Origin of the sequence: Streptomyces vulcanius (assembly GCF_042653945.1) — a bacterium.
Taxonomy (GTDB): Bacteria; Actinomycetota; Actinomycetes; order Streptomycetales; family Streptomycetaceae; genus Streptomyces; species Streptomyces mangrovi.
Window position 1 is genome coordinate 1 of the sequence record NZ_JBHSFK010000020.1, and the last position, 23,315, is coordinate 23,315.

General features: G+C 71.3%; 23 protein-coding genes and 1 pseudogene. 18 read left to right on the forward strand and 6 right to left on the reverse strand.

Annotated features, from left to right (window positions below):
- The 4 genes and pseudogenes from ACFPIH_RS28175 to ACFPIH_RS28190 all read left to right on the forward strand — a co-directional run.
- Positions 1-278, forward strand: a pseudogene (locus ACFPIH_RS28175) (sugar ABC transporter ATP-binding protein); the annotation flags it as partial.
- Between the two features lies 1 nt (position 279).
- A complete protein-coding gene (locus tag ACFPIH_RS28180) occupies positions 280-1,182 on the forward strand; it encodes a sugar phosphate isomerase/epimerase family protein (protein WP_381177911.1) in 903 nt (300 codons plus the stop codon).
- A 102-nt stretch (positions 1,183-1,284) separates the two neighbouring features.
- The gene (locus tag ACFPIH_RS28185; RefSeq protein ID WP_381177914.1) at positions 1,285-1,536 is read left to right on the forward strand and encodes a hypothetical protein; all 252 of its coding nucleotides are present in this window, start codon (positions 1,285-1,287) and stop codon (positions 1,534-1,536) included.
- A 48-nt stretch (positions 1,537-1,584) separates the two neighbouring features.
- Positions 1,585-1,770, forward strand: a complete 186-nt coding sequence (locus ACFPIH_RS28190) for a hypothetical protein (protein ID WP_381177917.1) — start codon at positions 1,585-1,587, stop codon at positions 1,768-1,770.
- Positions 1,771-1,813: 43 nt separating this feature from the next.
- Here ACFPIH_RS28190 and ACFPIH_RS28195 read toward each other — a convergent pair whose 3' ends face one another.
- The gene (locus tag ACFPIH_RS28195) at positions 1,814-2,818 is read right to left on the reverse strand and encodes a Gfo/Idh/MocA family protein (protein ID WP_381177920.1); all 1,005 of its coding nucleotides are present in this window, start codon (positions 2,816-2,818) and stop codon (positions 1,814-1,816) included.
- A 50-nt stretch (positions 2,819-2,868) separates the two neighbouring features.
- Positions 2,869-3,645, reverse strand: a complete 777-nt coding sequence (locus ACFPIH_RS28200) for an SDR family oxidoreductase (RefSeq protein WP_381177923.1) — start codon at positions 3,643-3,645, stop codon at positions 2,869-2,871.
- A 114-nt stretch (positions 3,646-3,759) separates the two neighbouring features.
- On the opposite strand from ACFPIH_RS28200, the gene ACFPIH_RS28205 reads away from it, so the two are divergent.
- Complete coding sequence (locus ACFPIH_RS28205) at positions 3,760-4,794, forward strand: LacI family DNA-binding transcriptional regulator (RefSeq protein ID WP_381177926.1); 1,035 nt, start codon at positions 3,760-3,762, stop codon at positions 4,792-4,794.
- A gap of 40 nt (positions 4,795-4,834) precedes the next feature.
- Here ACFPIH_RS28205 and ACFPIH_RS28210 read toward each other — a convergent pair whose 3' ends face one another.
- Positions 4,835-5,509: a hypothetical protein gene (locus ACFPIH_RS28210; RefSeq protein WP_381177929.1), complete on the reverse strand. Its 675-nt coding sequence runs from the start codon at positions 5,507-5,509 to the stop codon at positions 4,835-4,837.
- A 241-nt stretch (positions 5,510-5,750) separates the two neighbouring features.
- Between ACFPIH_RS28210 and ACFPIH_RS28215 the strand changes: the two genes are divergently transcribed.
- From ACFPIH_RS28215 to ACFPIH_RS28245, 7 genes are all read left to right on the forward strand, one after another.
- On the forward strand, positions 5,751-6,401 hold the full coding sequence (locus ACFPIH_RS28215; RefSeq protein ID WP_381177932.1) for a GntR family transcriptional regulator: 651 nt from the start codon (positions 5,751-5,753) through the stop codon (positions 6,399-6,401).
- A 49-nt stretch (positions 6,402-6,450) separates the two neighbouring features.
- Positions 6,451-7,203, forward strand: coding sequence for a PIG-L deacetylase family protein (locus ACFPIH_RS28220; protein WP_381177935.1), 753 nt, complete (start codon positions 6,451-6,453; stop codon positions 7,201-7,203).
- Positions 7,200-7,913 carry a 4-carboxy-4-hydroxy-2-oxoadipate aldolase/oxaloacetate decarboxylase gene (locus ACFPIH_RS28225; protein WP_381177938.1) on the forward strand — a complete coding sequence of 238 codons (714 nt, stop codon included), beginning with the start codon at positions 7,200-7,202 and terminating at the stop codon, positions 7,911-7,913. Before ACFPIH_RS28220 ends, ACFPIH_RS28225 begins: the two co-directional genes overlap by 4 nt.
- 32 nt (positions 7,914-7,945) lie before the next feature.
- Positions 7,946-9,043 (forward strand): 4-oxalomesaconate tautomerase, encoded by a 1,098-nt coding sequence (locus tag ACFPIH_RS28230; protein ID WP_381178449.1) that lies wholly within the window; start codon positions 7,946-7,948, stop codon positions 9,041-9,043.
- Positions 9,040-10,002, forward strand: coding sequence for a catechol 2,3-dioxygenase (locus tag ACFPIH_RS28235; protein WP_381177941.1), 963 nt, complete (start codon positions 9,040-9,042; stop codon positions 10,000-10,002). The genes ACFPIH_RS28230 and ACFPIH_RS28235 overlap by 4 nt, the downstream gene beginning before the upstream one ends.
- Before the next feature lie 90 nt (positions 10,003-10,092).
- The gene (locus ACFPIH_RS28240) at positions 10,093-11,418 is read left to right on the forward strand and encodes an MFS transporter (RefSeq protein WP_381177944.1); all 1,326 of its coding nucleotides are present in this window, start codon (positions 10,093-10,095) and stop codon (positions 11,416-11,418) included.
- 348 nt (positions 11,419-11,766) lie between these two features.
- On the forward strand, positions 11,767-12,555 hold the full coding sequence (locus tag ACFPIH_RS28245) for an alpha/beta fold hydrolase (protein WP_381177947.1): 789 nt from the start codon (positions 11,767-11,769) through the stop codon (positions 12,553-12,555).
- A gap of 19 nt (positions 12,556-12,574) precedes the next feature.
- Here the strand turns inward: ACFPIH_RS28245 and ACFPIH_RS28250 are convergent, their stop codons facing one another.
- Positions 12,575-14,464, reverse strand: coding sequence for a glycoside hydrolase family 97 protein (locus ACFPIH_RS28250; RefSeq protein ID WP_381177950.1), 1,890 nt, complete (start codon positions 14,462-14,464; stop codon positions 12,575-12,577).
- 38 nt (positions 14,465-14,502) lie between these two features.
- Complete coding sequence (locus ACFPIH_RS28255) at positions 14,503-16,794, reverse strand: glycosyl hydrolase family 95 catalytic domain-containing protein (protein WP_381177953.1); 2,292 nt, start codon at positions 16,792-16,794, stop codon at positions 14,503-14,505.
- Between the two features lie 203 nt (positions 16,795-16,997).
- On the opposite strand from ACFPIH_RS28255, the gene ACFPIH_RS28260 reads away from it, so the two are divergent.
- Positions 16,998-17,675, forward strand: a complete 678-nt coding sequence (locus ACFPIH_RS28260; protein WP_381177956.1) for a polysaccharide lyase family 7 protein — start codon at positions 16,998-17,000, stop codon at positions 17,673-17,675.
- Here ACFPIH_RS28260 and ACFPIH_RS28265 read toward each other — a convergent pair.
- Positions 17,660-18,115 (reverse strand): cupin domain-containing protein, encoded by a 456-nt coding sequence (locus ACFPIH_RS28265; protein ID WP_381177959.1) that lies wholly within the window; start codon positions 18,113-18,115, stop codon positions 17,660-17,662. The genes ACFPIH_RS28260 and ACFPIH_RS28265 overlap by 16 nt on opposite strands.
- Before the next feature lie 203 nt (positions 18,116-18,318).
- Between ACFPIH_RS28265 and ACFPIH_RS28270 the strand changes: the two genes are divergently transcribed.
- The 5 genes from ACFPIH_RS28270 to ACFPIH_RS28290 are packed head-to-tail and all read left to right on the forward strand — an operon-like array spanning position 18,319 to position 23,311.
- Entirely contained in the window at positions 18,319-18,876 is a 558-nt protein-coding gene (locus tag ACFPIH_RS28270; RefSeq protein ID WP_381178452.1) for a carboxymuconolactone decarboxylase family protein, read from the forward strand.
- Positions 18,873-20,372, forward strand: coding sequence for a sugar ABC transporter ATP-binding protein (locus tag ACFPIH_RS28275; RefSeq protein WP_381177962.1), 1,500 nt, complete (start codon positions 18,873-18,875; stop codon positions 20,370-20,372). Before ACFPIH_RS28270 ends, ACFPIH_RS28275 begins: the two co-directional genes overlap by 4 nt.
- Positions 20,369-21,382: an ABC transporter permease gene (locus tag ACFPIH_RS28280; protein WP_381177965.1), complete on the forward strand. Its 1,014-nt coding sequence runs from the start codon at positions 20,369-20,371 to the stop codon at positions 21,380-21,382. Before ACFPIH_RS28275 ends, ACFPIH_RS28280 begins: the two co-directional genes overlap by 4 nt.
- A 34-nt stretch (positions 21,383-21,416) precedes the next feature.
- Positions 21,417-22,382, forward strand: a complete 966-nt coding sequence (locus ACFPIH_RS28285; protein WP_381177968.1) for a sugar ABC transporter substrate-binding protein — start codon at positions 21,417-21,419, stop codon at positions 22,380-22,382.
- A gap of 17 nt (positions 22,383-22,399) precedes the next feature.
- The gene (locus tag ACFPIH_RS28290; RefSeq protein WP_381177971.1) at positions 22,400-23,311 is read left to right on the forward strand and encodes a LysR family transcriptional regulator; all 912 of its coding nucleotides are present in this window, start codon (positions 22,400-22,402) and stop codon (positions 23,309-23,311) included.
- The last annotated feature ends 4 nt before the right edge of the window (positions 23,312-23,315 follow it).

The window sequence follows — 23,315 nt, forward strand, 5'->3', positions numbered from 1 at the left end:
ACCGCGGCCTCGGCGTCATCTTCATCACCCACAACCCCCACCACGCCTACATGGTCGGCGACCACTTCAGCGTCCTGCGCCTGGGAACCCTCGAACTCTCCGCCTCCCGCGACCAGGTCAGCCTCGAAGAACTCACCAACCACATGGCCGGCGGCACCGAACTCGCCGCCCTCAAGCACGAGCTGGCACAGGTGAGGGGTGTCGACGTCGAAGAGCTTCCCGAGGCGAAGGACCTCAACGCACCCGTGGCGGGCGCCGGTTCGGAAGAGGCGTCCTGAGATGGCGGCGCCGCTGGACCGCATCCGGGTCGGCTCCGCCCCCGACTCCTGGGGTGTCTGGTTCCCCGACGACCCCCGACAGGTGCCCTGGGAAAGGTTCCTGGACGAGGTGGCCGAGGCCGGCTACTCCTGGATCGAACTGGGCCCCTACGGCTATCTGCCGACCGACCCGGCCCGGCTCACCGACGAGGTGGGCAAGCGCGGCCTCACGGTCTCGGCGGGCACGGTCTTCACCGGTCTGCACCGGGGGCCGTCCGTCTGGGAGTCCACCTGGGAGCACGTGAGTCAAGTGGCCGCGCTCACCCAGGCCATGGGCGCGAGGCATCTCGTCGTCATCCCGTCCTTCTGGCGCGACGACAAGACCGCCGAGATCCTGGAGCCGCCGGAGCTGACCGGTGAGCAGTGGGCGTACCTGACCAAGGGCATGGAGCGGCTGGGACACGAGGTGAAGGAGACCTACGGTCTCGACATCGTCGTCCACCCGCACGCCGACACCCACATCGACACCGAGGACCATGTGGAGCGCTTCCTCGACTCCACCGACTCCGAACTGGTCAACCTCTGCCTGGACACCGGTCATTACGCCTACTGCGGCGGCGACAGCGTCAAGCTGATCGAGACCTACGGCGAACGTATCGGCTATCTGCACCTCAAGCAGGTGGACCCGGAGATCCTCGCCGACGTGGTGCGCGGCGAGGTGCCGTTCGGGCCGGCGGTCCAGCGCGGGGTGATGTGCGAACCGCCGTCCGGTGTCCCGGAGCTGGGGCCGGTCCTGGTCGCGGCGCAGCGGCTCGGTGTCGAGCTGTTCGCGATCGTCGAGCAGGACATGTACCCGTGCGAGCCGGACCGGCCGCTGCCGATCGCGGTGCGCACCCGGCAGTTCCTGCGGTCCTGCGGGGCGTGATCCCGGCTTCGGCCCGCTGACCAGGCGCGTCGCGCCGTCGCCCGACAGGCGGCGGCGCGCCCGCGCTCGTACGGTGGTCGGGCCGCGCGCGGCCCCTGCCCCATGGTGCGGCTGTGGCCTGCGGCGGACGCCTCCTCGGGAGTGCTGCCCGACGGCGACCGGATGATCAGCGCCGCCACGCAGAACCAGCGGCTGCTCACATCGCCTGCCGTCGGCGCGACCCTCGTGGTCGTGCTGAACACCGACATCAGCTACCGGAACCACGAACCGAGCACCGTGTTCGGCGACTCGATCACGAAGATCATCTCCCCTGACCATGTCTTCAACCTGCCGGCGGAACCAGCGGCGAGGTGAAAACGTCAAGTAGGTGCAAGGTGTGCAGGAGTGGGACGGGGAGGCGAGATGCAGGACAGGAAGCCGCAGGAAGAGCCGTCCGGCTCCGCGGAGGCCGGGCGCCGGTCACGGTTCGCGGCGCTGCCCGAGCGGGTGCGGCCGGAGGACACGGTGGAGGAGCGGCCGGCCACCCCGCGGGACCCGGCGCGGGACGCGTACGACCCGGACGAGTGGATGGTCCGCTACTCCCTGTGAGAGCGGGTGCGGCCCCGGGCAGGGGCCGCACCGGGGCCGGTCGTCAGGAGGCCCGTACCTCGGCGATCGTCACCGGCCGGTGCTCGTGCAGTGACAGGGTGCACGCCTCGGCGATCCAGCCGGCCTCCAGGGCGTCCTCGACCGTGCAGGGCGAGGGCCGGGTGCCCGCCACGACCTCGGTGAACGCGGTCAGCTCGGCGCGGTAGGCGGCCGTGAAGCGGTCCATGAAGAAGTCGTGCGGGGTGCCGGCCGGGAAGGTGACACCGGGCTCGACCGAGCGCAGCGGCAGCTTGTCCTCCAGGCCCACGGCGATCGAGTCCGTGAAGCCGTGGATCTCCATGCGGACGTCGTAACCGCGGGCGTTGTGGCGGGAGTTGGAGACCACCGCGATCGTGCCGTCGTCCAGGGTGAGGATCGCGCCGGTGGTGTCGGCGTCGCCCGCCTCCTTGATGTAGTCGGCGCCCCGGTTGCCGCCGACCGCGTACACCTCGGTGACCTCGCGGCCGGTGACCCAGCGGATGATGTCGAAGTCGTGCACCGAACAGTCCCGGAAGATGCCCCCGGAGGCGGCGACATAGGCGGCCGGCGGCGGCGCCGGGTCCAGGGTGGTGGAGCGGACCGTGTGCAGCTTGCCCAGCTCACCCGACCGCACGGCGGCGCGCGCGGCGACGAAACCGGCGTCGAAGCGGCGGTTGTAGCCGATCTGGATCGGTACGGCGCCGCCCTGGACGGCCTTGAGCACCTCGACGCCCTCGGCCATGGTCTTCGCGACCGGCTTCTCGCAGAAGACCGGGACGCCGGCCTCGACCCCGGCCAGGATCAGGGCGGGGTGGGCGTCGGTCGCCGCGGCGACGACGATGCCGTCGACCCCGGCGGCCAGCAGGGCCTCCGGTGAGTCCACGACCTCGGCCCCGAACCGCTCGGCGGCGTTCTTCGCGGCTTCCGCGAACGGGTCGGTCACGACGAGCGACTCGACGGCGTCGAGTGCGGAGAGGGTCTCGGCGTGGAAGGCGCCGATGCGGCCGAGGCCGAGGATTCCGATACGCATGGGTTGCGGCTCCTAGCGGGGTCGTACAGGGGGCGGGGAGAGGGGGAGACCTAGTCGAGGCCGCCGAGGACGTTCTGGTCCCAGTCGATCACCGAACCGGTGACCACGCCGGACCGTTCGGACAGCAGGAACACCACGAAGTCGGCGATCTCGTCCGGCTGGCCCAGCTTGCCCATCGGCAGCCGGGCCGCCGCCTGCTCACGCCAGTCGTCCCCGGCGCCGTGGAACGCCTTCTGGGTCGCGTCCTCGCCCTCGGTCGCCGTCCAGCCGATGTTCAGGCCGTTGATCCGGACCCGGTCGAAGCGGTGGGCGTGCGCCGCGTTGCGGGTCAGGCCGATCAGCCCGGCCTTGGCGGCGACGTACGGCGCGAGGAAGGGCTGCCCGCCGTGCGCCGAGGACGTGATGATGTTGACGACCGTGCCGGGTGCCTCGCGGGCCACCATGTCCGCCACCGCCGCCTGCATGGCGAAGAACGGCGCCTTCAGGTTGATGGCGATGTGCTGGTCGAACAGCTCGGGCGTGGTGTCGAGGAGCGTGCCCCGGGAGGTCAGCCCGGCCGCGTTGACCAGGCAGTCGACCCGGCCGTAGGCGGCCACCGTCTCGGTCACGGACGCCTTCGCCTGCTCGGCGTCGGCCAGGTCGGCGCGTACGAACAGCGCCTTGCCGCCCGCGGCGCCCAGTTCGGCCACCAGCGCCTCGCCCGGTCCGGGCCGGCGCCCGGTGACGGCGACGACGGCGCCCGCACGGACCGCGGCCCGCGCGACGGCCGCGCCGACTCCCTGGCTGCCGCCATTGACGAGGACGACCTTGTCGTCGAGAAGTCCCATGTACGGAAGGTCCTTTCAGGTGCGGCTCAGCACTGTCATTGTTGTCATGACAAACCCGTCGAACAACCGGCAGGCAGCCATCAAAAAGCCCTCAAGACGATTCAGGAGCCGGACGTGGGCCATCCCTTCCCCATCCGTGAGATCGCACGTCAGGCGGGCCTGAGCGAGGCCACCGTCGACCGGGTCCTCAACGGCAGGGGAGGGGTCCGCGAGTCCACCGCCGAGGAGGTGCGGCGGGCCATCGCGGACCTGGACCGCCAGCGCACCCAGGTCCGGCTGGTGGGCCGTACCTTCATGGTCGACATCGTGATGCAGGCACCCGAGCGCTTCACCACCGCCGTGCGCGCCGCCCTGGAGACCGAGCTGCCCTCCCTGCACCCGGCCGTGCTGCGCTGCCGCTTCCACTTCCGCGAGACCGGCACGGTCCAGGAGCAGGTGGCGATCCTGGACCGGATCGCCCGGCGCGGCTCGCAGGGCGTCATCCTCAAGGCACCGGACGTCCCCGAGATCGGCGCCGCCGTGGGCCGCCTTGCCGCCGCCGGCATCCCGGTCGTCACCCTGGTCACCGACCTGCCCGCGAGCCCCCGCCTGGCCTACGTCGGCATAGACAACCGGGCCGCCGGGGCCACCGCCGCCTACCTCATGGGCCAGTGGCTCGGCGAGCGGCCGGGCAACGTCCTGACCACTCTCGCCAGCGGCTTCTTCCGCAACGAGGAGGAGCGCGAGATGGGCTTCCGCGGTGCCGTGCGGGCCCGCCACCCCGAGCGCGCGCTCGTCGAGATCACCGAGGGCCAGGGGCTGGACGCCACCCAGTACGACCTGGTCCGCGCCGCCCTCGAACGCGACCCGGACATCCGCGCCGTCTACTCCATCGGCGGCGGCAACATCGCCACCCTGCGGGCCTTCGCCGACCTCGGCCGAGAGTGCGCCGTGTTCGTCGCCCACGACCTCGACCACGACAACACCCGTCTGCTGCGCGAGCACCGGCTGTCCGCCGTCCTCCACCACGACCTCCGCCAGGACATGCGCGAGGCCTGCCACACCGTGCTGCGGGCCCACGGCGCCCTGCCGCCGGCGGGGCCCACGCTGCCGTCCGCGATCCAGGTGGTGACGCCGTACAACATGCCGCCCCAGGCGGCGGCCGGGTGACGCGGGCCGCCGCCCGGGGCGGGCGTTGAGCGCGAGGGCCTCAGCCGTGCGGGGCCGCCGCATGTGCCGCCGTCGCCGGGGCGACCCGTGCGGCGCTCCGGTACGTCGTGACGCCCAGGGCCAGCAGCCAGTAGCTGAGGACGGCCCCCATCAGCGCCGTCGTGGCCCAGCCGTTCGCCGCGTAGAAGAACGCGGGGTCGTTGCCGAAGAACAGCGACGGCACGAAGGCGAGGTTGGTCCCGGCCAGGACGTACGCCGAGCGGCCGGTCCAGCGGGGCAGCAGCCCGGCGCGGGAGACGGCGTACCCGAACGCCGTCAGGAACAGGGCCAGCATCAGGCGGGAGATCGAGCCGTAGAGGATGTACGTGCCGCTGACGTCGATGGTCGGGTCGATCGGATGGTCGACGGCGATGACCGCGCCCGCCTCCAGGCCCATGGAGACGAGGGTGACCGTCGCGTAGACCATCCCCGCGGCGAAGGCGATCGAGCCGGCCCAGGCGTGCTCCGGGCGCACTCGCCCGACCAGTTCGCGGAAGGCGGTCACGAACACGACCAGGGACGCCAGCGCGACGATCCCGATCAGCAGCCGGGCCAGCACGTTTGCGTCCGGCGGCGGGCCCGCGTAGACGAAGTACAGCGGTACCTGGACGATCAGGGCGACCGCGGCGACGATGCCCGCGAGGCCGGTCAGTCGCCGGGCGAGGAATTCCGACATGGGTGTCCCCCGAGTTCTCGGTGTGGCGGATTCGGTGCCGGCGTGCGTGCCGGTACCCAGAAGCCTGCCGTTCGCGGCGCGCGCGGTCGCTGGGCCTGAGGACCGAGTCCGCGGTGGTCCTGGCACCACCCCTGGGGGTGCGCCGCACGGCGCGATACGGCGCGATACGGCGGACAAAATTGTTGACAATCTTGTTTGGCTAGATTTAGGTTCGACAGGCACTCACGCAGGGAGGGCAACGATGCCGAAGGAAGCCCGTCCGAGCACCGGGGAGCAGGCCAAGCAGCATGCGTTCGCGCAGCTGCGGCAGGCGATCCTGCACGGCGAGATGGCACCGGCGCAGCGGCTGGTGGAGAACGAGCTCGCCGAGCAGTTCGGTGTGACGCGGGCCAGCATCCGCGCGGCACTCATCGATCTGGAGTCCCAGGGACTCGTCGAACGGATCCGCAACCGCGGCTCGCGGGTGCGGGTGGTGACCGTGGACGAAGCGGTCGCCATCACCGAGTGCCGGATGGCCCTCGAAGGGCTGTGCGCGGCGAAGGCGGCCGTCGCGGCCAGCGACGAGCAGCTGCTCCAGCTGACCGAGCTCGGCACGGCGATGACCAAGGCCGTCGCCGACGGCGAACCGGTCACCTACTCCGACCTCAACCACGAACTGCACGTCCGTATCCGGGAGTTCTCCGGGCAGCGGACCGCGCAGGAGCTGCTGGAGCGGCTCAACGCCCAACTGGTGCGTCACCGCTTCCAGTTGGCGCTGCGGCCGGGGCGTCCGCAGCAATCCCTGAACGAGCACCTGGCCATGATCGAGGCGATCCGGGCCAGGGACCAGCAGGCGGCCGAGACGGCCGTCCGCGCCCACCTCACCAGTGTGATCGAGGCACTGCGCAACTGATCGCACCGGCGCGGGGCGGGCGCCCGTCTGTCATCGAGGAGATCCGAGCATGACCCAGGCCAACGCGCCCGCCCTCCGACCACGTTCGACCCTCGTCGTCACCGCGCACGCCGGCGACTTCGTCTGGCGGGCGGGCGGCGCCATCGCCCTGGCCGCCGCGCGCGGGGAGAGGGTCACCATCGCCTGTCTCACCTTCGGCGAGCGCGGCGAGTCCGCCAAGGCGTGGCGCGAGGGCCGGAAGCTCGACGAGATCAAGGCGATACGCAGGGACGAGGCCGAGCGCGCCGCCGCCGCCCTGGGCGCGGAGGTCCGCTTCTTCGACGCCGGCGACTACCCGCTCGTCGCCACCGCCGAGCTGACCGACCGGCTCGTCGCCGTCTACCGGGAGACCCAGCCGGACGTCGTCCTCACCCACCCCGCCGAGGACCCGTACAACGGCGACCACCCGGCCGCGAGCCGGATGGCCCTGGAGGCCAGGGTTCTCGCCCAGGCCATCGGCTATCCGGGCGAGGGCGAGATCATCGGCGCCCCGCCGGTCTTCTACTTCGAGCCGCACCAGCCCGAGATGAGCGGCTTCAAGCCCCAGGTCCTGCTCGACATCACCGAGGTCTGGGACACCAAGCGCGAGGCGATGGAGTGCCTGGCCGCGCAGCAGCACCTGTGGGACTACTACACCGACCTCGCCGTCCGGCGGGGCGTCCAGCTCAAGCGCAACGCGGGCCCGAACCTGGGCCTCGCGCACAAGACCATGGCCGAGGCGTTCATGCGCCCGTACCCGCAGATCGCGAAGGAGCTGGCGTGAGCGGCGTGATCGTCACCAACCCGCCGAAGGCGGAACAGAAGGACGTCGACGCGCTGGGCGCCTTCGGCGTGGCCACCGTGAGCGAGGCGATGGGGCGAACGGGCCTGCTGGGACCGGGAATCCGCCCGATCCAGCAGGGCGTACGGATGGTGGGCACCGCCGTCACCGTGCTGAGCTGGCCCGGCGACAACCTCATGATCCACGCGGCCGTCGAGCAGTGCGGCGAGGGCGATGTCCTGGTCGTCACCACCACCTCCCCGTCCACCGACGGCATGTTCGGCGAGCTGTTCGCGACGGCGCTCCAACGGCGCGGGGTGCGCGGCCTGGTCATCAACGCGGGCATCCGGGACACCCAGGAGTTGCGCGAGATGGACTTCCCGGCCTGGTCGCGGGCGGTGTCCGCGCAGGGCACGGTCAAGGCCACCGGCGGATCCGTGAACGTACCGGTGGCGATCGACGGCCAGGTGATCCGTCCCGGCGACGTGATCGTCGCCGACGACGACGGGGTCGTGGTCGTCCCGCGCGAGCGCGCCCGCGCCACCGCGGCGGCGTCCGAGGCCCGCGAGGCCAAGGAGGCCCGCGCCCGCGCCGCCTTCCTCGACGGCGAACTCGGCCTGGACCGGTACGGGTTGAGGGAGACGCTGAAGAAGCTCGGCGTGCGGTACAGGACATATGACGAATACACGGAGTACGCGGGGGAGTCGTCGTGACCGTCCTCCCCGAGGAGGTGCCCTGTCTGCTGATGCGGGGCGGCACCTCCAAGGGCGCCTACTTCCTCGCCGACGACCTGCCCGCCGAACCCGCCCTGCGCGACGAGCTGTTGCTGCGCGTCATGGGCAGTCCCGACGAGCGCCAGATCGACGGCCTCGGCGGCGCCCACCCGCTCACCAGCAAGGTGGCGGTGGTCTCCCCGTCCGCCGACCCGCGCGCCGACGTCGACTACCTCTTCCTCCAAGTCGCCGTCGACCGGCCCGAGGTGAGCGACCGTCAGAACTGCGGCAACATCCTGGCCGGTATCGGCCCGTTCGCCGTGGAGCGCGGACTGGTCAAGGCGGGGGAGACGGAGACCGCGGTCCGTATCCGCATGGTCAACACCGGCGACTACGCGACGGCGACCTTCCCGACCCCCGGCGGCCGGGTGCGGTACTCCGGCGACGCCGCGATCTCGGGCGTGCCCGGGACCGCCGCGCCGGTCGTGATCGAGTTCCCGCCGGGCACGCGTCCGCTGCTGCCCACCGGCAGCGTCCGGGATGTGATCGACGGCGTCACGGTGACCTGCGTGGACAACGGCATGCCGACGGTGCTGATCCGCGCCGCCGACCTCGGAGTCACCGGCTACGAGACCCCCCGGGACCTGGAGGAGGACCTGGCCCTCGCCGACCGGCTGCGCGCGATCCGGCTGGCGGCGGGCCCGCTGATGGGCCTCGGTGACGTCGCCGACACCACCGTCCCCAAGCTCACCCTCCTCGCCCCGCCCCGCAGCGGCGGCGCGGTCACCACCCGCACCTTCATCCCCGTGCGCTGCCACACCTCGATCGGTGTCCTCGGCGCGGCAGGCGTCGCCGCCGGCCTGCGGACCGAGGGCGGCGTGGGGGAGGAGGTCGCCGCCCTGCCCCCCGACGGCGACCGCGTGCGCATAGAACATCCCACCGGATTCCTCGACATCGAGAGCAGCCTCGGGAGCACCCCCGACGGCCTGCCCGCCGCCCGCCGCACCGCCGTGGTCCGCACGGCCCGCAAGATCTTCGACGGCACGGTGTTCCCCCGGCCCGACTCCCGGCCGTCCGAGCCCCCGCAGTCCGACACCCCGCAGTCCGATCCCCCTGGAGGTCAACGATGACTCCGCCGCTCGGCGACATCGCCCACATCGGCCACGCCCAGCTCTTCACCCCGGACCTGGACGCCAGCGTCGGCTTCTTCACCGACTACCTGGGGCTCACCGTCAACGGCACGGACGGGGACACGGTCTACCTGCGGACCTACGACGACTACGAGCACCACAGCCTGGTCCTCACCGCCCGCGATCAGCCCGGCCTCGGCCGGCTCGCCCTGCGCACCTCCGGCGAGGAGGCCCTCCGGCGTCGTATCGAGGCCGTCGAGGAGGCGGGCGGCACGGGACGGTGGGCCGAGGACGAGCCCGGCCTCGGCAAGCTGTACGTCACCACCGACCCGGACGGCCATGAGCACGCCCTGTACTGGGAGAGCGAGTACTACCGGGCCCCCGAGGAACTCCGGCCCGCGCTGAAGAACCAGCCGCAGGCCAAGCCCAACCGGGGCGTCGGCGTACGGCGCCTCGACCACGTCAACTTCCTCGCCGCCGACGTCCTCGCCAACGCGGAGTTCCAGGAACGGGTGCTGGGGGCCAGGCCGACCGAGCAGATCCGGCTCGACAGCGGCCGGATCGCGGCGCGCTGGCTGACGTACACCAACAAGTCGTACGACGTCGTCTACACCGAGGACTGGACCGGTTCGGCCGGGCGGCTGCACCACATCGCCTTCGCCACCGACACCCGTGAGGACATCCTGCGCGCCGCCGACCTCGCCGTCGACACCGGTGTGTTCATCGAGACGGGCCCGCACAAGCACGCCATCCAGCAGACGTTCTTCCTGTACGTGTACGAGCCCGGCGGCAACCGGATCGAGCTGTGCAACCCACTGACGCGGCTCGTCCTGGCGCCGGACTGGCCGCTGATCACCTGGACCGAGGAGGAGCGGAAGAAGGGGCAGGCCTGGGGCCTGAAGACCATCGAGTCCTTCCACACGCACGGCACTCCGCCGGTCGTCCCGCCCGCCGATTAGGTGTCGATGAGATTGTTGACAAAAACGTTGACACTCTTGGGGTGGGTCCTTAGCGTCTGAGGACCCACCCCGCTCGAGAGGGAAACAACGATGTCCTCCTCCCCCGCTCCGCCGGCGCGCGGCAGCAGACTGGCCCTGCTGGTCGTCGGTCTGTGCTGGCTGGCCGTCCTCTTCGACGGCCTCGACATGTTCATCTACGGCTCCGTGCTGCCGCACCTGCTGGAGACCAGGACCTTCGGGCTCACCGCGGACACCGCGGGCGACCTCGGCAGCTACGCCACCTTCGGCATGCTGGTCGGCGCCCTGACGGCGGGCACCGTCGCCGACCGGGTCGGGCGCAAGAACCTGATGGTCGGCTGCGTGGTGCTGTTCTCACTGGCGTCCGGGGTGTGCGCGACGGCCGACGGCGTGACCGTCTTCGGCCTCGGCCGGACCCTGGCCGGGGTCGGTCTCGGCGGGCTGCTGCCCACCGCGATCAGCATGGTCTCCGACTACGCCCCGCGCGGCCGGGGCGCGATCGTCATCGGCCTGCTGATGACCGCGCACCACGCCGGCGGCATCCTCTCCGCGTACGTCGCCAAGTGGCTGGTGGACCCGGTGAGCTGGCGGGCGGCCTTCTGGGTCTGTGTGGTGCCCCTGCTGTTCGCCCCGGTGCTCGCGAAGTTCCTGCCGGAGTCGCTGAGCTTCCTCGTCGCCAAGGGCCGCACCGACGAGGCGGCCGCGCTCGCCGCCCGCTACGACGTGGAACCGCCCGGGGCGAAGTCCGGGAGGAGGACGGCCGCCGACCGCTGGGACGCGCTGGCCGGTCTCTTCCGGGGCGGCGAGTGGATCCAGACCCTGCTCTACTGGCTGGCCTCCTTCGGCGGACTGCTCCTCGTCTACGGCGTCGCCACCTGGCTGCCGACCCTGATGCGCGCCGAGGGCTACGCGCTCGCCAACGCGCTGACCTTCGTTGTCGTCTTCAACCTCGGCGGCATCGTGGGCATGCTGGTCGCCGGACGCGCCGCGGACCGCTTCGGCGCCCCGCGCATCTCGGCGGTCTGGTTCGCGCTGACCGCCGCCGGCGTCGCCCTGCTCAGCGTGCACATGTCGACGAGCGTCACGATGGTCGTCGTGTTCCTCACCGGTGTCTTCCTCAACAGCGCCCAGACGATGATCTACGCGACGGTGGCCATCAGCTCCGACCCCGGCAACCGGGCCACCGCCGTCGGCTGGACCTCCGGCATGGGCCGCTTCGGCGCCGTCTTCGGTCCGTGGCTCGGCGGTCAGCTGCTCGCCGCGGGCAACGGCGAGTGGGGCTTCACCGCCTTCGCGCTCGCCGGTGTCTCCTCCATGGTCTTCATCGGGATCGCCGCGCTGCGCACCACCAAGCAGTCCCCGCACGGCGCCGACCAGGAACTGGTCGCCGCGCACTGACGGGCGGGCCCAGGCGCTGGTCGCCGCGCACTGACGGGCGGGCCAGGTGTCGGACGCCGTGCTCTGACGGGGGCGGGCCCAGGCGCTGGATGCCGTGCCCTGACGGGTGGGCCCAGCCGTCGGACGCCGCCCGCTGACGGGCGGGCCAGGTGTCGGACGCCGTGCGCTGACGGGGGCGGGCCCAGCCGTCGGACGCCGTGCCCTGACGGGGCGCGCCCAGGCATGGGACGTCGTGTGCTGACGGGAGGCCCAGGTGTTGGACACCCCGCACTGGTGGGCGGGCCCAGGTGCCGGGCGTCGGTTGTCGTACGAGGTGCGCAGGGCGGTGTGCGGCGTCACGATCTAGATATGGCTGAACGCTGGGAGATCCGCCGGGCGGGTCCGGAGCGGGCCCCGCACCGGGTGCTGATGATCCCGGGCGGACTGTGCACGACCGAGTTCTACGCCGACATCATGGCCGAGCCGGCGGTGGCGGGACTGGGGATGACGGCGGCGACCCTGCCGGGCTTCGGCGGGACCGAGGCGCCCGAGGACATGTCCATGGAGCACTACGCGCGGCTGATGGCGGACCTCGCCGCCGAGTCCGGCTGCGACACGGTCGTGGGGCACAGCCTGGGCGCGAACGTCGCCCTCGAGATGGCCGCCCTCGGCCTGTTCAGGGGCCCGCTGGTGCTGCTGTCGCCGGCCTTCTCGCGCGGGGACGAGATGAGGTCGCTGGCCGCGCTGAACGCCGTGGGCCGGGTGCCCGGGCTCGGCACCGTGGTCTGGGCGGGCATGCTCGGGCTGCTGCCCCGGGCGATGAGACGCGAACTGCCGCCGCGGCGCGCGGACGCGCTGGCGGCGGCGATGAGCGGCAATGATCCGACGGCGAGCCGCCGGATCATCCGGCGCTACTACGCGTACCTGGACCGCTACCCGTCCCTGGTGCCCAGGCTGTGCGAGGCCGGGGTACCGGCCTGGGTGGTGCGCGGCGACCACGACGAGATCGGTCTGACGGACGGCGAACGGCGGGGCCTGGAGGGCTGCCCGCACGTCCGCCTGATCGAGGTGCCCGACGCCGGACACGCCGTCCTCGTCGAACAGCCGGCCGCCGTGGCCGGGATCGTCGCGGAGGCGGCCACGGCGGCGTTGCGCTGAACTGGACCGACTGGACCGACTAGCGGTAGCAGGTGGTCACGCCGGGCCGCCAGGGGCAGGCGAGCGCGGCGAAACCGCCGTTGGCGACGATGTCCGCGCTCAGCGTGTCACCGTTGCGCAGGACCCTGCTGTCCTGGACGAGCCCCTCGGCGCCGTCCTGGATCGTCTGCACCAGCCAGCGTCCCGGCCCGAGGTTCACCGGTACCTCGGCGGTGCGGGCGGCGCCCGCGTACACCCCTCCGATGAACCAGCGGTTGCCGCTGCGGCGGGCGACGACGGCCTCCTGGCCGGGCGCTCCGGCGAGCAGCCGGGTGTCGTCCCAGGCGGCCGGGACCTGGTCGAAGTAGGCCCGGGCGAGCGGCCGTTCGTCGTACGACGCCGGGGTGCCGGCGAACATCTGCAGGCCCGACTCGTAGGCGACGGTGAGTCCGACCTCGGCCGCGTCGGAGTTGGGACGCAGTCCGACGCGCTGGAAGGCGCCGGGGGTGAAGTCCATGGAGCCGATGACGTTACGGGTGAAGGGCAGGGTGGTGAGATGGGCGGCGGTGTTGGTGCGCTTCTCCTCGCCGCCGACGCCCTCCAGGGTCATGACCTGCGGCCAGGTGCGCTGGATGCCCTTGGGGATCGTGGAGCCGTGGAAGTCGACCATGAGGTGGTGGGCGGCGGTCTCCGGGAGGATGATGTCGTACCACTGGAGCATCGACTGCGCCTCGGAGTTCATGAAGTCGATCTTGACGCCCTTGACGCCCCATCGCTCCAACGTGGGCAGCCACTGGGCGCGTTCCTCGGGTGTGTCGAGGTCGCGCTGGTGGATCCAGACGACGATTCCGACGCCCTTGGCCCGCGCGTACTCGACGAGTTCCGGCATCCAGCTGTTGGTCTGCCAGTCGGGGTCGGTGATGTCCCACTCGCCGGGCTTGTAGTACCAGCCGGCGTCGACGGCCTCGTAGGGCCAGCCCCGCTCGGCGGCGTAGTCGACGTACGCCTTCTGCGCGGCCAGGCTCTGCCCGGCCTCCTTCCCGCCGGCCAGCCAGGTCCACAGCACGGTGCCGGGCTTGATCCAGGACCGGTCGGCGACCTTGGCGGAGGGCGCGAGGTCGTCGGTGAAGGTGGACCGGGTGACGGTGGCGAGGTCACCCGTGACCATGGCCCGCCACGTGGTGGCGAGGGCGCCGTCGGTGTGGACCCGCTGGTCGGCGAGCTGGATCCGGTAGCTGCCGGTGCCCTGGGTGTGGGCGAGCTGGGCACCGGAGTAGGAGCCGGTGAGGTCGGACTCGGCGAGCAGGGCGTAGCCGCCGGGCGTGGAGAAGAGCGCCTGTTCCGAGTAGGCGCCCGTGGGGGCCGTGGCGGCGGTGTACTGGGCGAACTGCCCCTCGTTGTCGACCCGGTAGGTGCTCAGCCACGCGCCGGCGTCCGCCGGCAGGTTGAACGCGGACGCCTCGCCGAGCACATCGCCGTGTCCGGCGGGCAGGACGTACCGGTAGGCGACGCCGTCGGCGGAGGCGCGGACGACGAGGTCGACGCGGGCGCCGTCGGCGCCCGCGAACGACAGCCGGGTCTCCTGCATACGGACCTTGCGGTCCAGCCGTTTTCCGGACGTCGTCCGGTAACGCTCGTTCACCTGCCGGTCCTTGCGGTGCAGGAAACGCAACCCCTGGGAGAGATCGGCCTGTTCGGTGACGATACCGACGGGCGACGGCTCGAGGACCGTACGGCCGTCGCGGGACACCGAGAGACTCAGCTTGCCGGTGGTGTCGTCCAGGGATATCCGCGCACGCGGCGCGTGTGCCGCCTCGGACACGGCCCAGACGTGTTCGCGCTGCCCGGCCTGTGCGGGCACCGTCGTGAAGAGTGTGGCCATCAGCCCGGCGCAGAGCGCCGCGACCGTGGTTCTGATCGGAACTGCCATGTGAGCCTTCCCTGTTGTGCGTTCGGACGGACGGTTGGTTACGGCAGTCCCCAGGCCGCACCCGGTTCGCTGACGGCGACGGGCGCGATGACGAGGTCGGGCCGGGCGCCGGAGTACACGAGCACCTCGCGTCCCCGGGGCAGGTCGACGGCGAGGGTGCCGTCGCCCAGGTCGTGGGTGCGGGCGGGGCTGCCGTCGTCCAGCAGCACGGTGAGCCGGCCGGTGAGGCCGTGCCGGAGCTTGAGCGGCTCGCCCGCCAGGCTCCTGATCCGGATGAACCGGGTCTTCCCCGCCTCGCGGACGGCGCTGACGAGGAAGGCGCCCTGGGTGCGGAAGTCGTGCAGGGTGACGTCCGCCCAGGCGTGCGGGACGGCCGGGAAGACCCGGATCACCCCGCCCCAGCTCTGGCAGAACATGTCGTGCAGTGACTGCGAGGCCGACAGCGGTGTCTCGATGACCGGGCCGGCCTCGGTGTAGTGGGTGTTGGCCCGGCACGGGTAGCGGGTGGTGGTGTCGAAGAACTTCCGCAGATAGGTGATCGCGGTGTCGCCGTCTCCGGCCATCGCGTACAGCGAGGCGGCCCCGGTGTAGCTGTAGCCGCGGTGGGCGCCGGGCAGCGCGTGCCAGTGCTCCACCGACTTCGTGATCAGCTCGCGGCTCTCGGGCTGGTCCCAGTTGACGAGGTACAGCGGGTACACCATCAGCAGATGCGAGTAGTGCCGGTGGGACTGCGCGTACGGGGTGTCGGCGCCGATCATGAAACCGTTGTCGTCGACCGGGTACGGCGTGAGCTTGGCGAGTACCTCCTGCCAGCGGGGGGCCAACTCGTCGTCGATGCCCAGCAGTTCGGCGGACTCGAGGAGGGTCTGGCAGCCCCAGCGGATGAGGGCCAGGTCGTAGTTGGTGTCCTGCGGAGGTACGACCGGGTACTCGGGGGAGAGGGTGCTCGGCAGGTGCAGCTTGCCGTCGCTGCCCGGGGTGAGGAAGTGCAGGTAGTAGTTGATCGCCCGGCGCAGCACCGGGAAGACGGTGTCGCGCAGTAAGGACTCGTCCATGGAGTGCCGGTAGGACAGCCACACGTTGTGCAGCGCCCAGGTGAGGTCGCCGGTCTCGGCGCCGGTGCCGGGTTGGCCCACGGTCCGGTTGGCGAACATGTCGGAGCTGCGGCCCACTCCGGAGCTGTCCGCGCGGTAGGCGGCGGGGACGTTCGCGATGAGCTGTTCCTGGTTCTGCCGCACGGTGGTGGCGAGCGCGTCCAGCTCCGGGTGGTTGAAGCCATGGACGAGCCAGTACTCCAGCTGGATGTTGAGGTTCCACCAGACCGCCGGCCAGGGCGTGGGCTCCAGCCAGGGCCCGGAGGTCGCCATGACGGGGCCGCCCGCGCGGCTCGCGGAGGCGACCTTGTACAGCTGGATCCAGTGGAAGCTCTGCAGCCGCTGGTCGGGGAACGACACGAAGCTCTTCTTGTAGAACGCGTGCCACCAGCGGGTGTGCCGCCGCCGCAGCGTGCCGTACGACACCGCGCGGCGCAGGTTGCGCAGCGAGTCGGTCTCGGCGGCGGTGGTGGAGGGCGTGCTGTGCCCGACGCTGAGCAGCAGGTCGTCGCCGCTGCGGCGGTAGGCGGTGGCGGTCTGGCCGCCGGTGAGGGGCTGGAGCACCTGCTCGGTGCCGTCGGCGGAAGTCCGGGTGGTCCAAGGGGGGTTGGGGGTGTAGCCGGCGGGCGGGGCCTCGCTGATCTTCCGGGGGCTGATCGCTTCCTCGGGGTGGAAGGTCCAGACGACCCGTTCGCCGCCGGCGGCCCGTGCGCGGACCGCCAGGACCTCGTCGTGGATGAGGGCGGCGAGGGTGATCGTGCCCGCGGTGGTGGTGACGGTGCCGGTGAGCTCGGCGTTCCACAGGCTCAGCCGCCAGTCGACGGCGGTGACGGTGCCGACGGGTTCGAGCGTGAGATGGCCGACCGGCAGCCGGCAGGTGCCCCAGCCGCTGCCGAACTGGGGCCGGTGGTCCTGGACCCGGCCGTGCTGCACCGTGAAGCGGATCTGGTTGGCGCCGGGCTCCTGGTAGATCATGCTGCCGAGCTGCCCGTCGCCGAGGAACGGGCCCTCGTGCCAGAGGGTCGGCAGTCTGCTCCACAGCAGGTCCTGATCGCGCAGGAACCCGCTCCAGGAATGGTCGGAGGTCATGGTGTCGCGGAGCTTCCAGGGGCGCCGGCCGTGCGCGGTCCCGGTGGTGGTTCCGGTGGCGGAGGCGGAGGCCGCTTGGGCCGTGCCGGGCAGTGCGGCGACCGCAGCGCCGCCGAGAGCGGTGCCGATCATCGCTCTTCGGGGCATGCCTGAGGGGTTCCCCGACTGCGAGGTCATCATCGTCCTCCAGATCTGACGGATCATCGATACATCGGATACATCGGGTGTATCCCGGACCGTAGGCAGGGTTCACGGACATGTCAATGGTTCAAGTCCTTGACTCCTCCGATGTATTGGAGTTCCCTACTGGCGTGTTCCTGACATGGTCCATACCTGGGAAAGGACGCGCGATGAACCGGAGAACCCTCTTACGGGCGGGCGGTGGCCTGCTGGCCGGCGGCGCCATGACTGCGGCGGCGGCCCCGGCGGCCGGCGCCGCGCCGGCCGCGGACCCCACCGACGGCTGGACGGAGACCTCGTTCACGTACAGCTGGCAGAAGCCCTGGAACCTCGACCTGGCCGACCGGCACAGCTCCAGCGGCGGCGTCGACCGCATGTGGGTGTACGCCACCGACGAGCCGTTCGAGGAGGACAGCACCACGGACCCGCGCACGGAGATGCGCTGGAAGAACGACTACAAGACCGGTGACCGCATGTGGGACGCGGACGTCTATCTGCCGTCCGGCACCGACGGCGCGTCCTTCGTCCAGATCCTGCGCAGCGTCCACCCCTCGGGCACGCCGGCCACCGACATCATGCTCAACGTGTACAACACGAGCGGCGGCACCGTGCGGCGCTACGACGGCACGGTGCTCAAGACGAACGCGTACAACACCTGGTTCAACGTGAAGATCGCCCACCAGGCGAGCACCGGGACCGGCACCATCAAGGTCTACTTCGACGACTCACTCGTCCTGACCGTCGCCGACCGGGGACCCGCCACCCGCTACTTCAAGAACGGCGTGTACAACCACGGTTCCGGGCGCGTCGAGGCCCGCTTCCGCAACATCACCTACTGGACGCGGTGATCCTGACCCTCAACCTGATCTTCCCGCCTGTCGTCCGAGCCCATCCGGTCCTCGGGCGACAGGTGTTCCACCGTCTTCCCGGTCTCGGTGAACGTACGGGTGACATGCCCGGACGAGTACACCCACAGGATGCGCAGCGGGACGTCACCGACGTTGCGGAACAGGTGGGGGATGGGGGAGGGGACGTACGTCGTGTCGAAGCGCTCCAGCCTCGTCACCTCGCCGTCGACGACCACCTCGGCCTCGCCCTCCAGGACCGTGACGTGCTCGTCGCAGTTGTGCGAGTGCAGCGGCGCGCCGGAGCCCACCGGGTAGACGCTCATCCCGCTGGTGATCCTGTTCTCGCCGTGCGCCGACGACGTGGTGACGAGCGGGGTCGTCGCGACCGCGCCGCCGCGGTCGAGCAGCGGGACGGACGCGGCCTTGATGATGGTCGTCATACCGGACGACGTTAGGTCGGCGTCCGGCGAATGGGGGGCCTCCGGCGTGCAGGTTTACCTTGCATTCCGAGGAGGGTGAGCTTCCCGGACCCGGCTGTACTTTCACCTGGCACCGCACGGCCGCACCATCCGTGGCCGTAACGCGCCGGAAAGAGAAGGCAGGTAACGGCCGGATGAGGCTTCCCGTTCTCAGCGAAGACGACATGGACGCACGGCAGCAGGAACTGGCGGCGCGGATCGCCGGCCGCCGCGGTGCCGTCCGAGGTCCCTTCCGGGTCTGGCTGCACAGCCCCGAGATGTGCGAGCGGGCCGAGTCCCTCGGCGCCTTCGCCCGCTTCGACTCCAGTCTCCCGGAGCACCTGCGCGAGCTGACCCTGCTGATGGCCGCCCGCAACTGGGACGCGCAGTACTCCTGGAACGCCCACGTACGGCAGGCGATCGAGGCGGGCATCCCCGAGGCCGCCGTGAAGGCCATCGCCGAGAAGCGCGAGGCCGTCTTCGACGACCCGGCCGACCAGGCGTTCTACCGGTTCTGCCGGGAGGTCCTGGAGGACCACTTCGTCACCGACGGGACCTTCGCGGCGGCGCTCGCGCACTTCGGCCCCAAGGGCCTGGTCGACACCATCGGCGCGCTCGGCAACTTCACCATGCTCGGCATGTGCCTCAACACCTTCCAGGTGGACCTCCAGGCCGACCGGGAACCCCCCTTCCCGGACATCCGCGGCTACGGCCGTGTCGTCCCCGGCGGCGACCGGCCGTGACCCCGCCGTCCCACCCGGTCCTGCGCGTCCGGGGCGTCACCAAGCACTTCGGCGGCGCCGCCGCGCTCAAGGGCGTCGACCTCGACCTGTACCCCGGCGAGATCCACGCCCTGATGGGCATGAACGGCGCCGGCAAGTCGACGCTCGTGCGGGTGCTGTCCGGGGTCCACCAGGCCGACGGCGGCACGATCGAGGTCGACGGACGCGAGCAGCACGCGCTGACCGTGCGCAGGGCCCGCAAGCTGGGCATCTCCTTCGTGCCGCAGCGCCGCGAGCTGGCGATGGGCCTGACCGTCGCCGAGAACGTCCTGCTCGGCGATCTGCCCACCCGTGGCCGCGCCGTCCACTGGAAGGCCGTACGGGACGAGGCGCACGACGCGCTCGCCGCCCTCGGCATCACGCTCGACGTGGAGCGCACCGCCGGTTCCCTCACCGTCGCCGAGCAGACCATGGTCGAGGTGGCCCGCGAGGTCCGCCGCGGCGGCCGGGTGCTGATCCTGGACGAGCCGACCGCCTGCCTCGGCGCGGAGGCCGCCCAGCGCATCCGCGCCCTGGTGCGCACCCTGCGCGACGAGGGCGTGGCCGTCGTCTACATCTCGCACTACATCGACGAGGTGATGGCCGTCGCCGACCGGCTCACCGTCCTGCGGGACGGGTCCGTGGTGACCGGCGCCCCCGCGGCCGAACTGGACGAGACCGCTCTGGTACGGGCCATGGTGGGCCGGGACGTCGTCTCCACCCGCCCCGGACGCCCCGCGCCGAAGGACGAAGTCGGGCTGGCGGTAAAGGGGTTGAGTCACGGCCGGGCCGTACGGGACTTCTCCGTCGAGGTGCGCAGGGGCGAGGTCGTCGCCGTCCTGGGGCCCGCCGGGGACGCCCAGTCCCGGCTGTTCGACCTGCTGTCGGGACGCCGGCGCCCCGACTCCGGCCAACTCCACGTCGAGGGGCGGGCGGTGCCCTTCGGGAGCGTCGCCGCCTCGCTGGCCGGCGGGCTGCGCTGCGTCACCGGCGACCGGCACGCCCTGGGCCTGGTCCCCGCGCTGTCGGTCGACGAGAACCTGCTGCTCGCCGACGACCGCTTCGCCCGCCGGCGCCTGCACCGCCGTACCGAACTCGCCCGCCGCGCCGCCCCGTTGCGCCTCGCCTACGGAGTGCGGGCGGCGGCCGGGAACCCGCCGGTGAGCGCGCTGTCCGGCGGCAACCAGCAGAAGGTACTGCTCGGCAAGTGGCTGGAGAACGTACCGGCCGCCTGCTTCCTGGAGGACCCCACCAACGGTGTGGACATCGCGGCCATGGCCGACATCCACGCCCTCCTCGACGACCTCGCCTCCCGGGGCGTGGCCGTACTGCTCGCCTCCTCCTCCGCCGAGGAGGTCATGCGCCTGGCCGACCGGGTCGTCGTCGTGCGCGCCGGCCGCACCGTCGCCGAGCACGACATCACCGCCCTCACCCGCGACGAACTCGTCGCCACGGCCCTCGGAGGACAACCGCAGTGAGCGTCAAGACACTTACCGATGCCCCCGGCGCCCTGGACCCGCCCCGGTCCCGCTCCGTCGTGCACCGGCTGCGGGACCTCCCGCACGCCGGGCTGATCGCCGTGCTCGTCCTCGTCGTGGTGTTCACCGCCGTACAGAGCGAGACGTTCGCGACCGACCGCAACATCGTCAACATCCTCGGCCAGATCAGCGTCAACGCCGTGCTCGCCGCCGGGCTGACGCTGCTGATGACCGCGGGCGGCATGGACTTCTCCATGGGCAGCAACACCGCCGTCACCGCCGCCGTCTCGGCGAAACTCCTGGCCGACGGGCAGCCCACCCTGTACGCCGTCGTCGTCGCGCTGCTCCTCGGCACGGCGATCGGCCTGGTGAACGGGCTGGTGGTGACCTTCACCCATGTGGCGCCCTTCGTGGCGAGCCTGGCCTCCGCGACCCTCCTGGACGGGGTCGCCCTCCTGGTGCACGACGGCTCCACCATCTCCATCGGCACCCGCATGTTCGCCCTCGGCAACGACAAGGTCCTCGGCGTGCCCTGGCTGCTGGTGGTGGCGATCCTGGTACTGGCCGCGACCGCGCTGGTCATGCGGTTCACGGTGTTCGGCCGCGACGCGTTCGCGATCGGCGGCAACGAGCACGTTGCCCGGCTCAGCGGTATCGACGTCACCGCCCGCAAGCTCACCCTGTACGGCCTCACCGGCACCCTCTCCGGACTGGCCGGGCTGATGATCCTGTCCCGGCTGGGCTCCTCCAGCCCCGGCGGCACCGCGGGGCTCTCCCTCCAACTGGCGGTCGTCGCCGCGGTCGTCATCGGCGGCACCTCGCTGGCCGGCGGCCACGGGACGGTGGTGGGGACCGCCCTGGGCCTGGTGCTGCTCGGGGTGGTGGCCAACGCGCTCAACCTCCTGGACTTCTCCAGCAACTACCAGCCGGTCTCCGTCGGCGCCGTGCTGCTCGTCGCGGCCGTCGCGAACGAGATGCACAAGGCCCGCTCCGGCTCCGCACCCCACTGACCGCGAACTCCCCGCTCCCGAAAGGCGGTTCACCATGAGACTTCCCGCCCGCACGCCCAGAACCCTGTTCGTCGCGGTCGCCGGCTGCGCGCTGGTGCTGACCGGCTGCGGCAAGGGCGACGGCGGCGGCAGCTCCGGCGGGGTCTCCCTCGGCTTCGTCAACGGGGGCGACACCAACTTCCACAGCTGTCTGCAAAAGGCCGTCGAGAGCCAGGCGAAGACGGAGGACGCCAAGGTCTACACGGCCAACTCCCACCAGAACGCGGGGACCGAGCTGTCCAACATCGAGGACATGATCTCGCGCGACGTCAGCGCCCTGATCGTGCAGACGGTCAACGTCGACTCGCTGAAGGGCGACATCGCCAAGGCCAAGGCCGCCGACGTGCCGATCTACCTCACCTCCGTGACCACCGACGACGTGGACGACATCCTGGGCGCCGCCGTCGTCGACCTGAAGAAGGCCGGCGCCCTGGACGCCGGCTGGATCGGCGAGGACGCGGCGGGCAAGGGCGTGAAGGTCGGCATCGTCGCCGGGGCGCCGGGCGCGGCCTCGGACCTCCTCGTCGGCGGCTTCCAGGGCGCCCTGCCGGCCACGGCGAAGGTGGTCGCCAACCAGCCCGGCATGTTCAACCCGGCGAAGGCCCAGGACGTCGCGGAGAACATGATCCAGGCCAACCCGGACCTCGACTACGCCTTCGTCGCCAACGAGGAGATGGCGTTCGCCGTACGCAAGGCGTTCGACGCGGCCGGCGCCGACGACGTGAAGATCGTCACCGTGAACGGTACCGACGAGGGGCTGGCCGCGGTGAGGAGCGGCGAGTTCTCGGCCACCGTCGCCAACTCGGCGAAGGTGATCGGGGAGACCGCCGTGAAGAACGCCGTGGCCCTTCTGGGCGGCAAGGGCACAGACGACAATAATGTTGACAAAATCGCCAACATACCTCTTGTGTTGGTGACCGAGGACAACCTGGGCGAGGCCCCCCAGTACTGCCCGAAGTGAGGGCCACCGGAGGACACATGGACCGCTTGCTGCTGATGCACAGTTTCGTCACCGTCGCGCAGGCCGGGAGCTTCAACGGGGCCGCCAGGAAACTCGGCTCCTCGGGCTCCCTGGTCTCCCGGCACGTGGCCGAGCTGGAACGACAGGTGGGGGTCCGCCTGGTCAACCGCACCGCCCGCTCGGTGAGCCTCACCGAACCGGGACAGCGCTACGCCGAGTTCGCCGCCAGGATCCTCGACGAGATCGACGCCCAGGACGCGGCGCTCGCCGACTCCCACGACCGGGCCGAGGGCACCCTCAGCATCATCTGCCCGAAATGGATAGGCAGCCTCGATCTCGGCGACGCCATCGCCGCCTTCTCCGCGGCCCACCCGAAAATCCAGGTCCGTTTCGAACTCGGCGGCATGTCCGACCGCACCTACGACTTCCTGGACAGCGGATTCGACGTCGCCTTCCACACCCGGGACCTGCGGGATTCGAGCGTCCGTCTGAAGAAGATCTCCTCGCTGCCGTTCGTGCTGTGCGCGTCGGAGGAGTACATCAAGCGCTGCGGCGCCCTCGGCCACCCCAACGACATCGCCCACCACGACTGCCTGGTGCACGTCAACGACCCGGTCTGGCGCATCGGCCACGGCCACGCCAGCACCCTGCACAAGATCCGCAACATCGCCTTCTCGTCCAACTCCTACCTGGCCCTGCAGAAGGCCGCCGGGCACGGCCGCGGCATCGCGCTGCTCCCACAGCGCCCCGCCTACGACGACCTCGTCTCCGGCGCCCTGCGGGTGCTGCTGCCCGACCTCGCCGTACCGGACCGGCCGCTCTACGCGATCTACGGGCCCGGCCCCGACACCCCGCGCAAGATCAGCGTGTTCCTGGAGTTCCTCTCCGCGTGGTTCGCGCAGAACCCGATTCCCGCGATCCGGCCGTAAGCGC

Bases quoted from the DNA above. Each gene is read 5' to 3' on its own strand.
- ACFPIH_RS28190 (WP_381177917.1), top strand. From the start codon at position 1,585: ATGCAGGACAGGAAGCCGCAGGAAGAGCCGTCCGGCTCCGCGGAGGCC.
- ACFPIH_RS28255 (WP_381177953.1), bottom strand. From the start codon at position 16,794: ATGCCCCGAAGAGCGATGATCGGCACCGCTCTCGGCGGCGCTGCGGTC.
- ACFPIH_RS28245 (WP_381177947.1), top strand. From the start codon at position 11,767: ATGGCTGAACGCTGGGAGATCCGCCGGGCGGGTCCGGAGCGGGCCCCG.
- ACFPIH_RS28270 (WP_381178452.1), top strand. From the start codon at position 18,319: ATGGACGCACGGCAGCAGGAACTGGCGGCGCGGATCGCCGGCCGCCGC.
- ACFPIH_RS28265 (WP_381177959.1), bottom strand. From the start codon at position 18,115: ATGACGACCATCATCAAGGCCGCGTCCGTCCCGCTGCTCGACCGCGGC.
- ACFPIH_RS28250 (WP_381177950.1), bottom strand. From the start codon at position 14,464: ATGGCAGTTCCGATCAGAACCACGGTCGCGGCGCTCTGCGCCGGGCTG.
- ACFPIH_RS28195 (WP_381177920.1), bottom strand. From the start codon at position 2,818: ATGCGTATCGGAATCCTCGGCCTCGGCCGCATCGGCGCCTTCCACGCC.
- ACFPIH_RS28235 (WP_381177941.1), top strand. From the start codon at position 9,040: ATGACTCCGCCGCTCGGCGACATCGCCCACATCGGCCACGCCCAGCTC.
- ACFPIH_RS28220 (WP_381177935.1), top strand. From the start codon at position 6,451: ATGACCCAGGCCAACGCGCCCGCCCTCCGACCACGTTCGACCCTCGTC.
- ACFPIH_RS28215 (WP_381177932.1), top strand. From the start codon at position 5,751: ATGCCGAAGGAAGCCCGTCCGAGCACCGGGGAGCAGGCCAAGCAGCAT.
- ACFPIH_RS28260 (WP_381177956.1), top strand. From the start codon at position 16,998: ATGAACCGGAGAACCCTCTTACGGGCGGGCGGTGGCCTGCTGGCCGGC.
- ACFPIH_RS28185 (WP_381177914.1), top strand. From the start codon at position 1,285: ATGGTGCGGCTGTGGCCTGCGGCGGACGCCTCCTCGGGAGTGCTGCCC.
- ACFPIH_RS28200 (WP_381177923.1), bottom strand. From the start codon at position 3,645: ATGGGACTTCTCGACGACAAGGTCGTCCTCGTCAATGGCGGCAGCCAG.
- ACFPIH_RS28290 (WP_381177971.1), top strand. From the start codon at position 22,400: ATGGACCGCTTGCTGCTGATGCACAGTTTCGTCACCGTCGCGCAGGCC.
- ACFPIH_RS28240 (WP_381177944.1), top strand. From the start codon at position 10,093: ATGTCCTCCTCCCCCGCTCCGCCGGCGCGCGGCAGCAGACTGGCCCTG.
- ACFPIH_RS28180 (WP_381177911.1), top strand. From the start codon at position 280: ATGGCGGCGCCGCTGGACCGCATCCGGGTCGGCTCCGCCCCCGACTCC.
- ACFPIH_RS28285 (WP_381177968.1), top strand. From the start codon at position 21,417: ATGAGACTTCCCGCCCGCACGCCCAGAACCCTGTTCGTCGCGGTCGCC.
- ACFPIH_RS28210 (WP_381177929.1), bottom strand. From the start codon at position 5,509: ATGTCGGAATTCCTCGCCCGGCGACTGACCGGCCTCGCGGGCATCGTC.
- ACFPIH_RS28230 (WP_381178449.1), top strand. From the start codon at position 7,946: ATGCGGGGCGGCACCTCCAAGGGCGCCTACTTCCTCGCCGACGACCTG.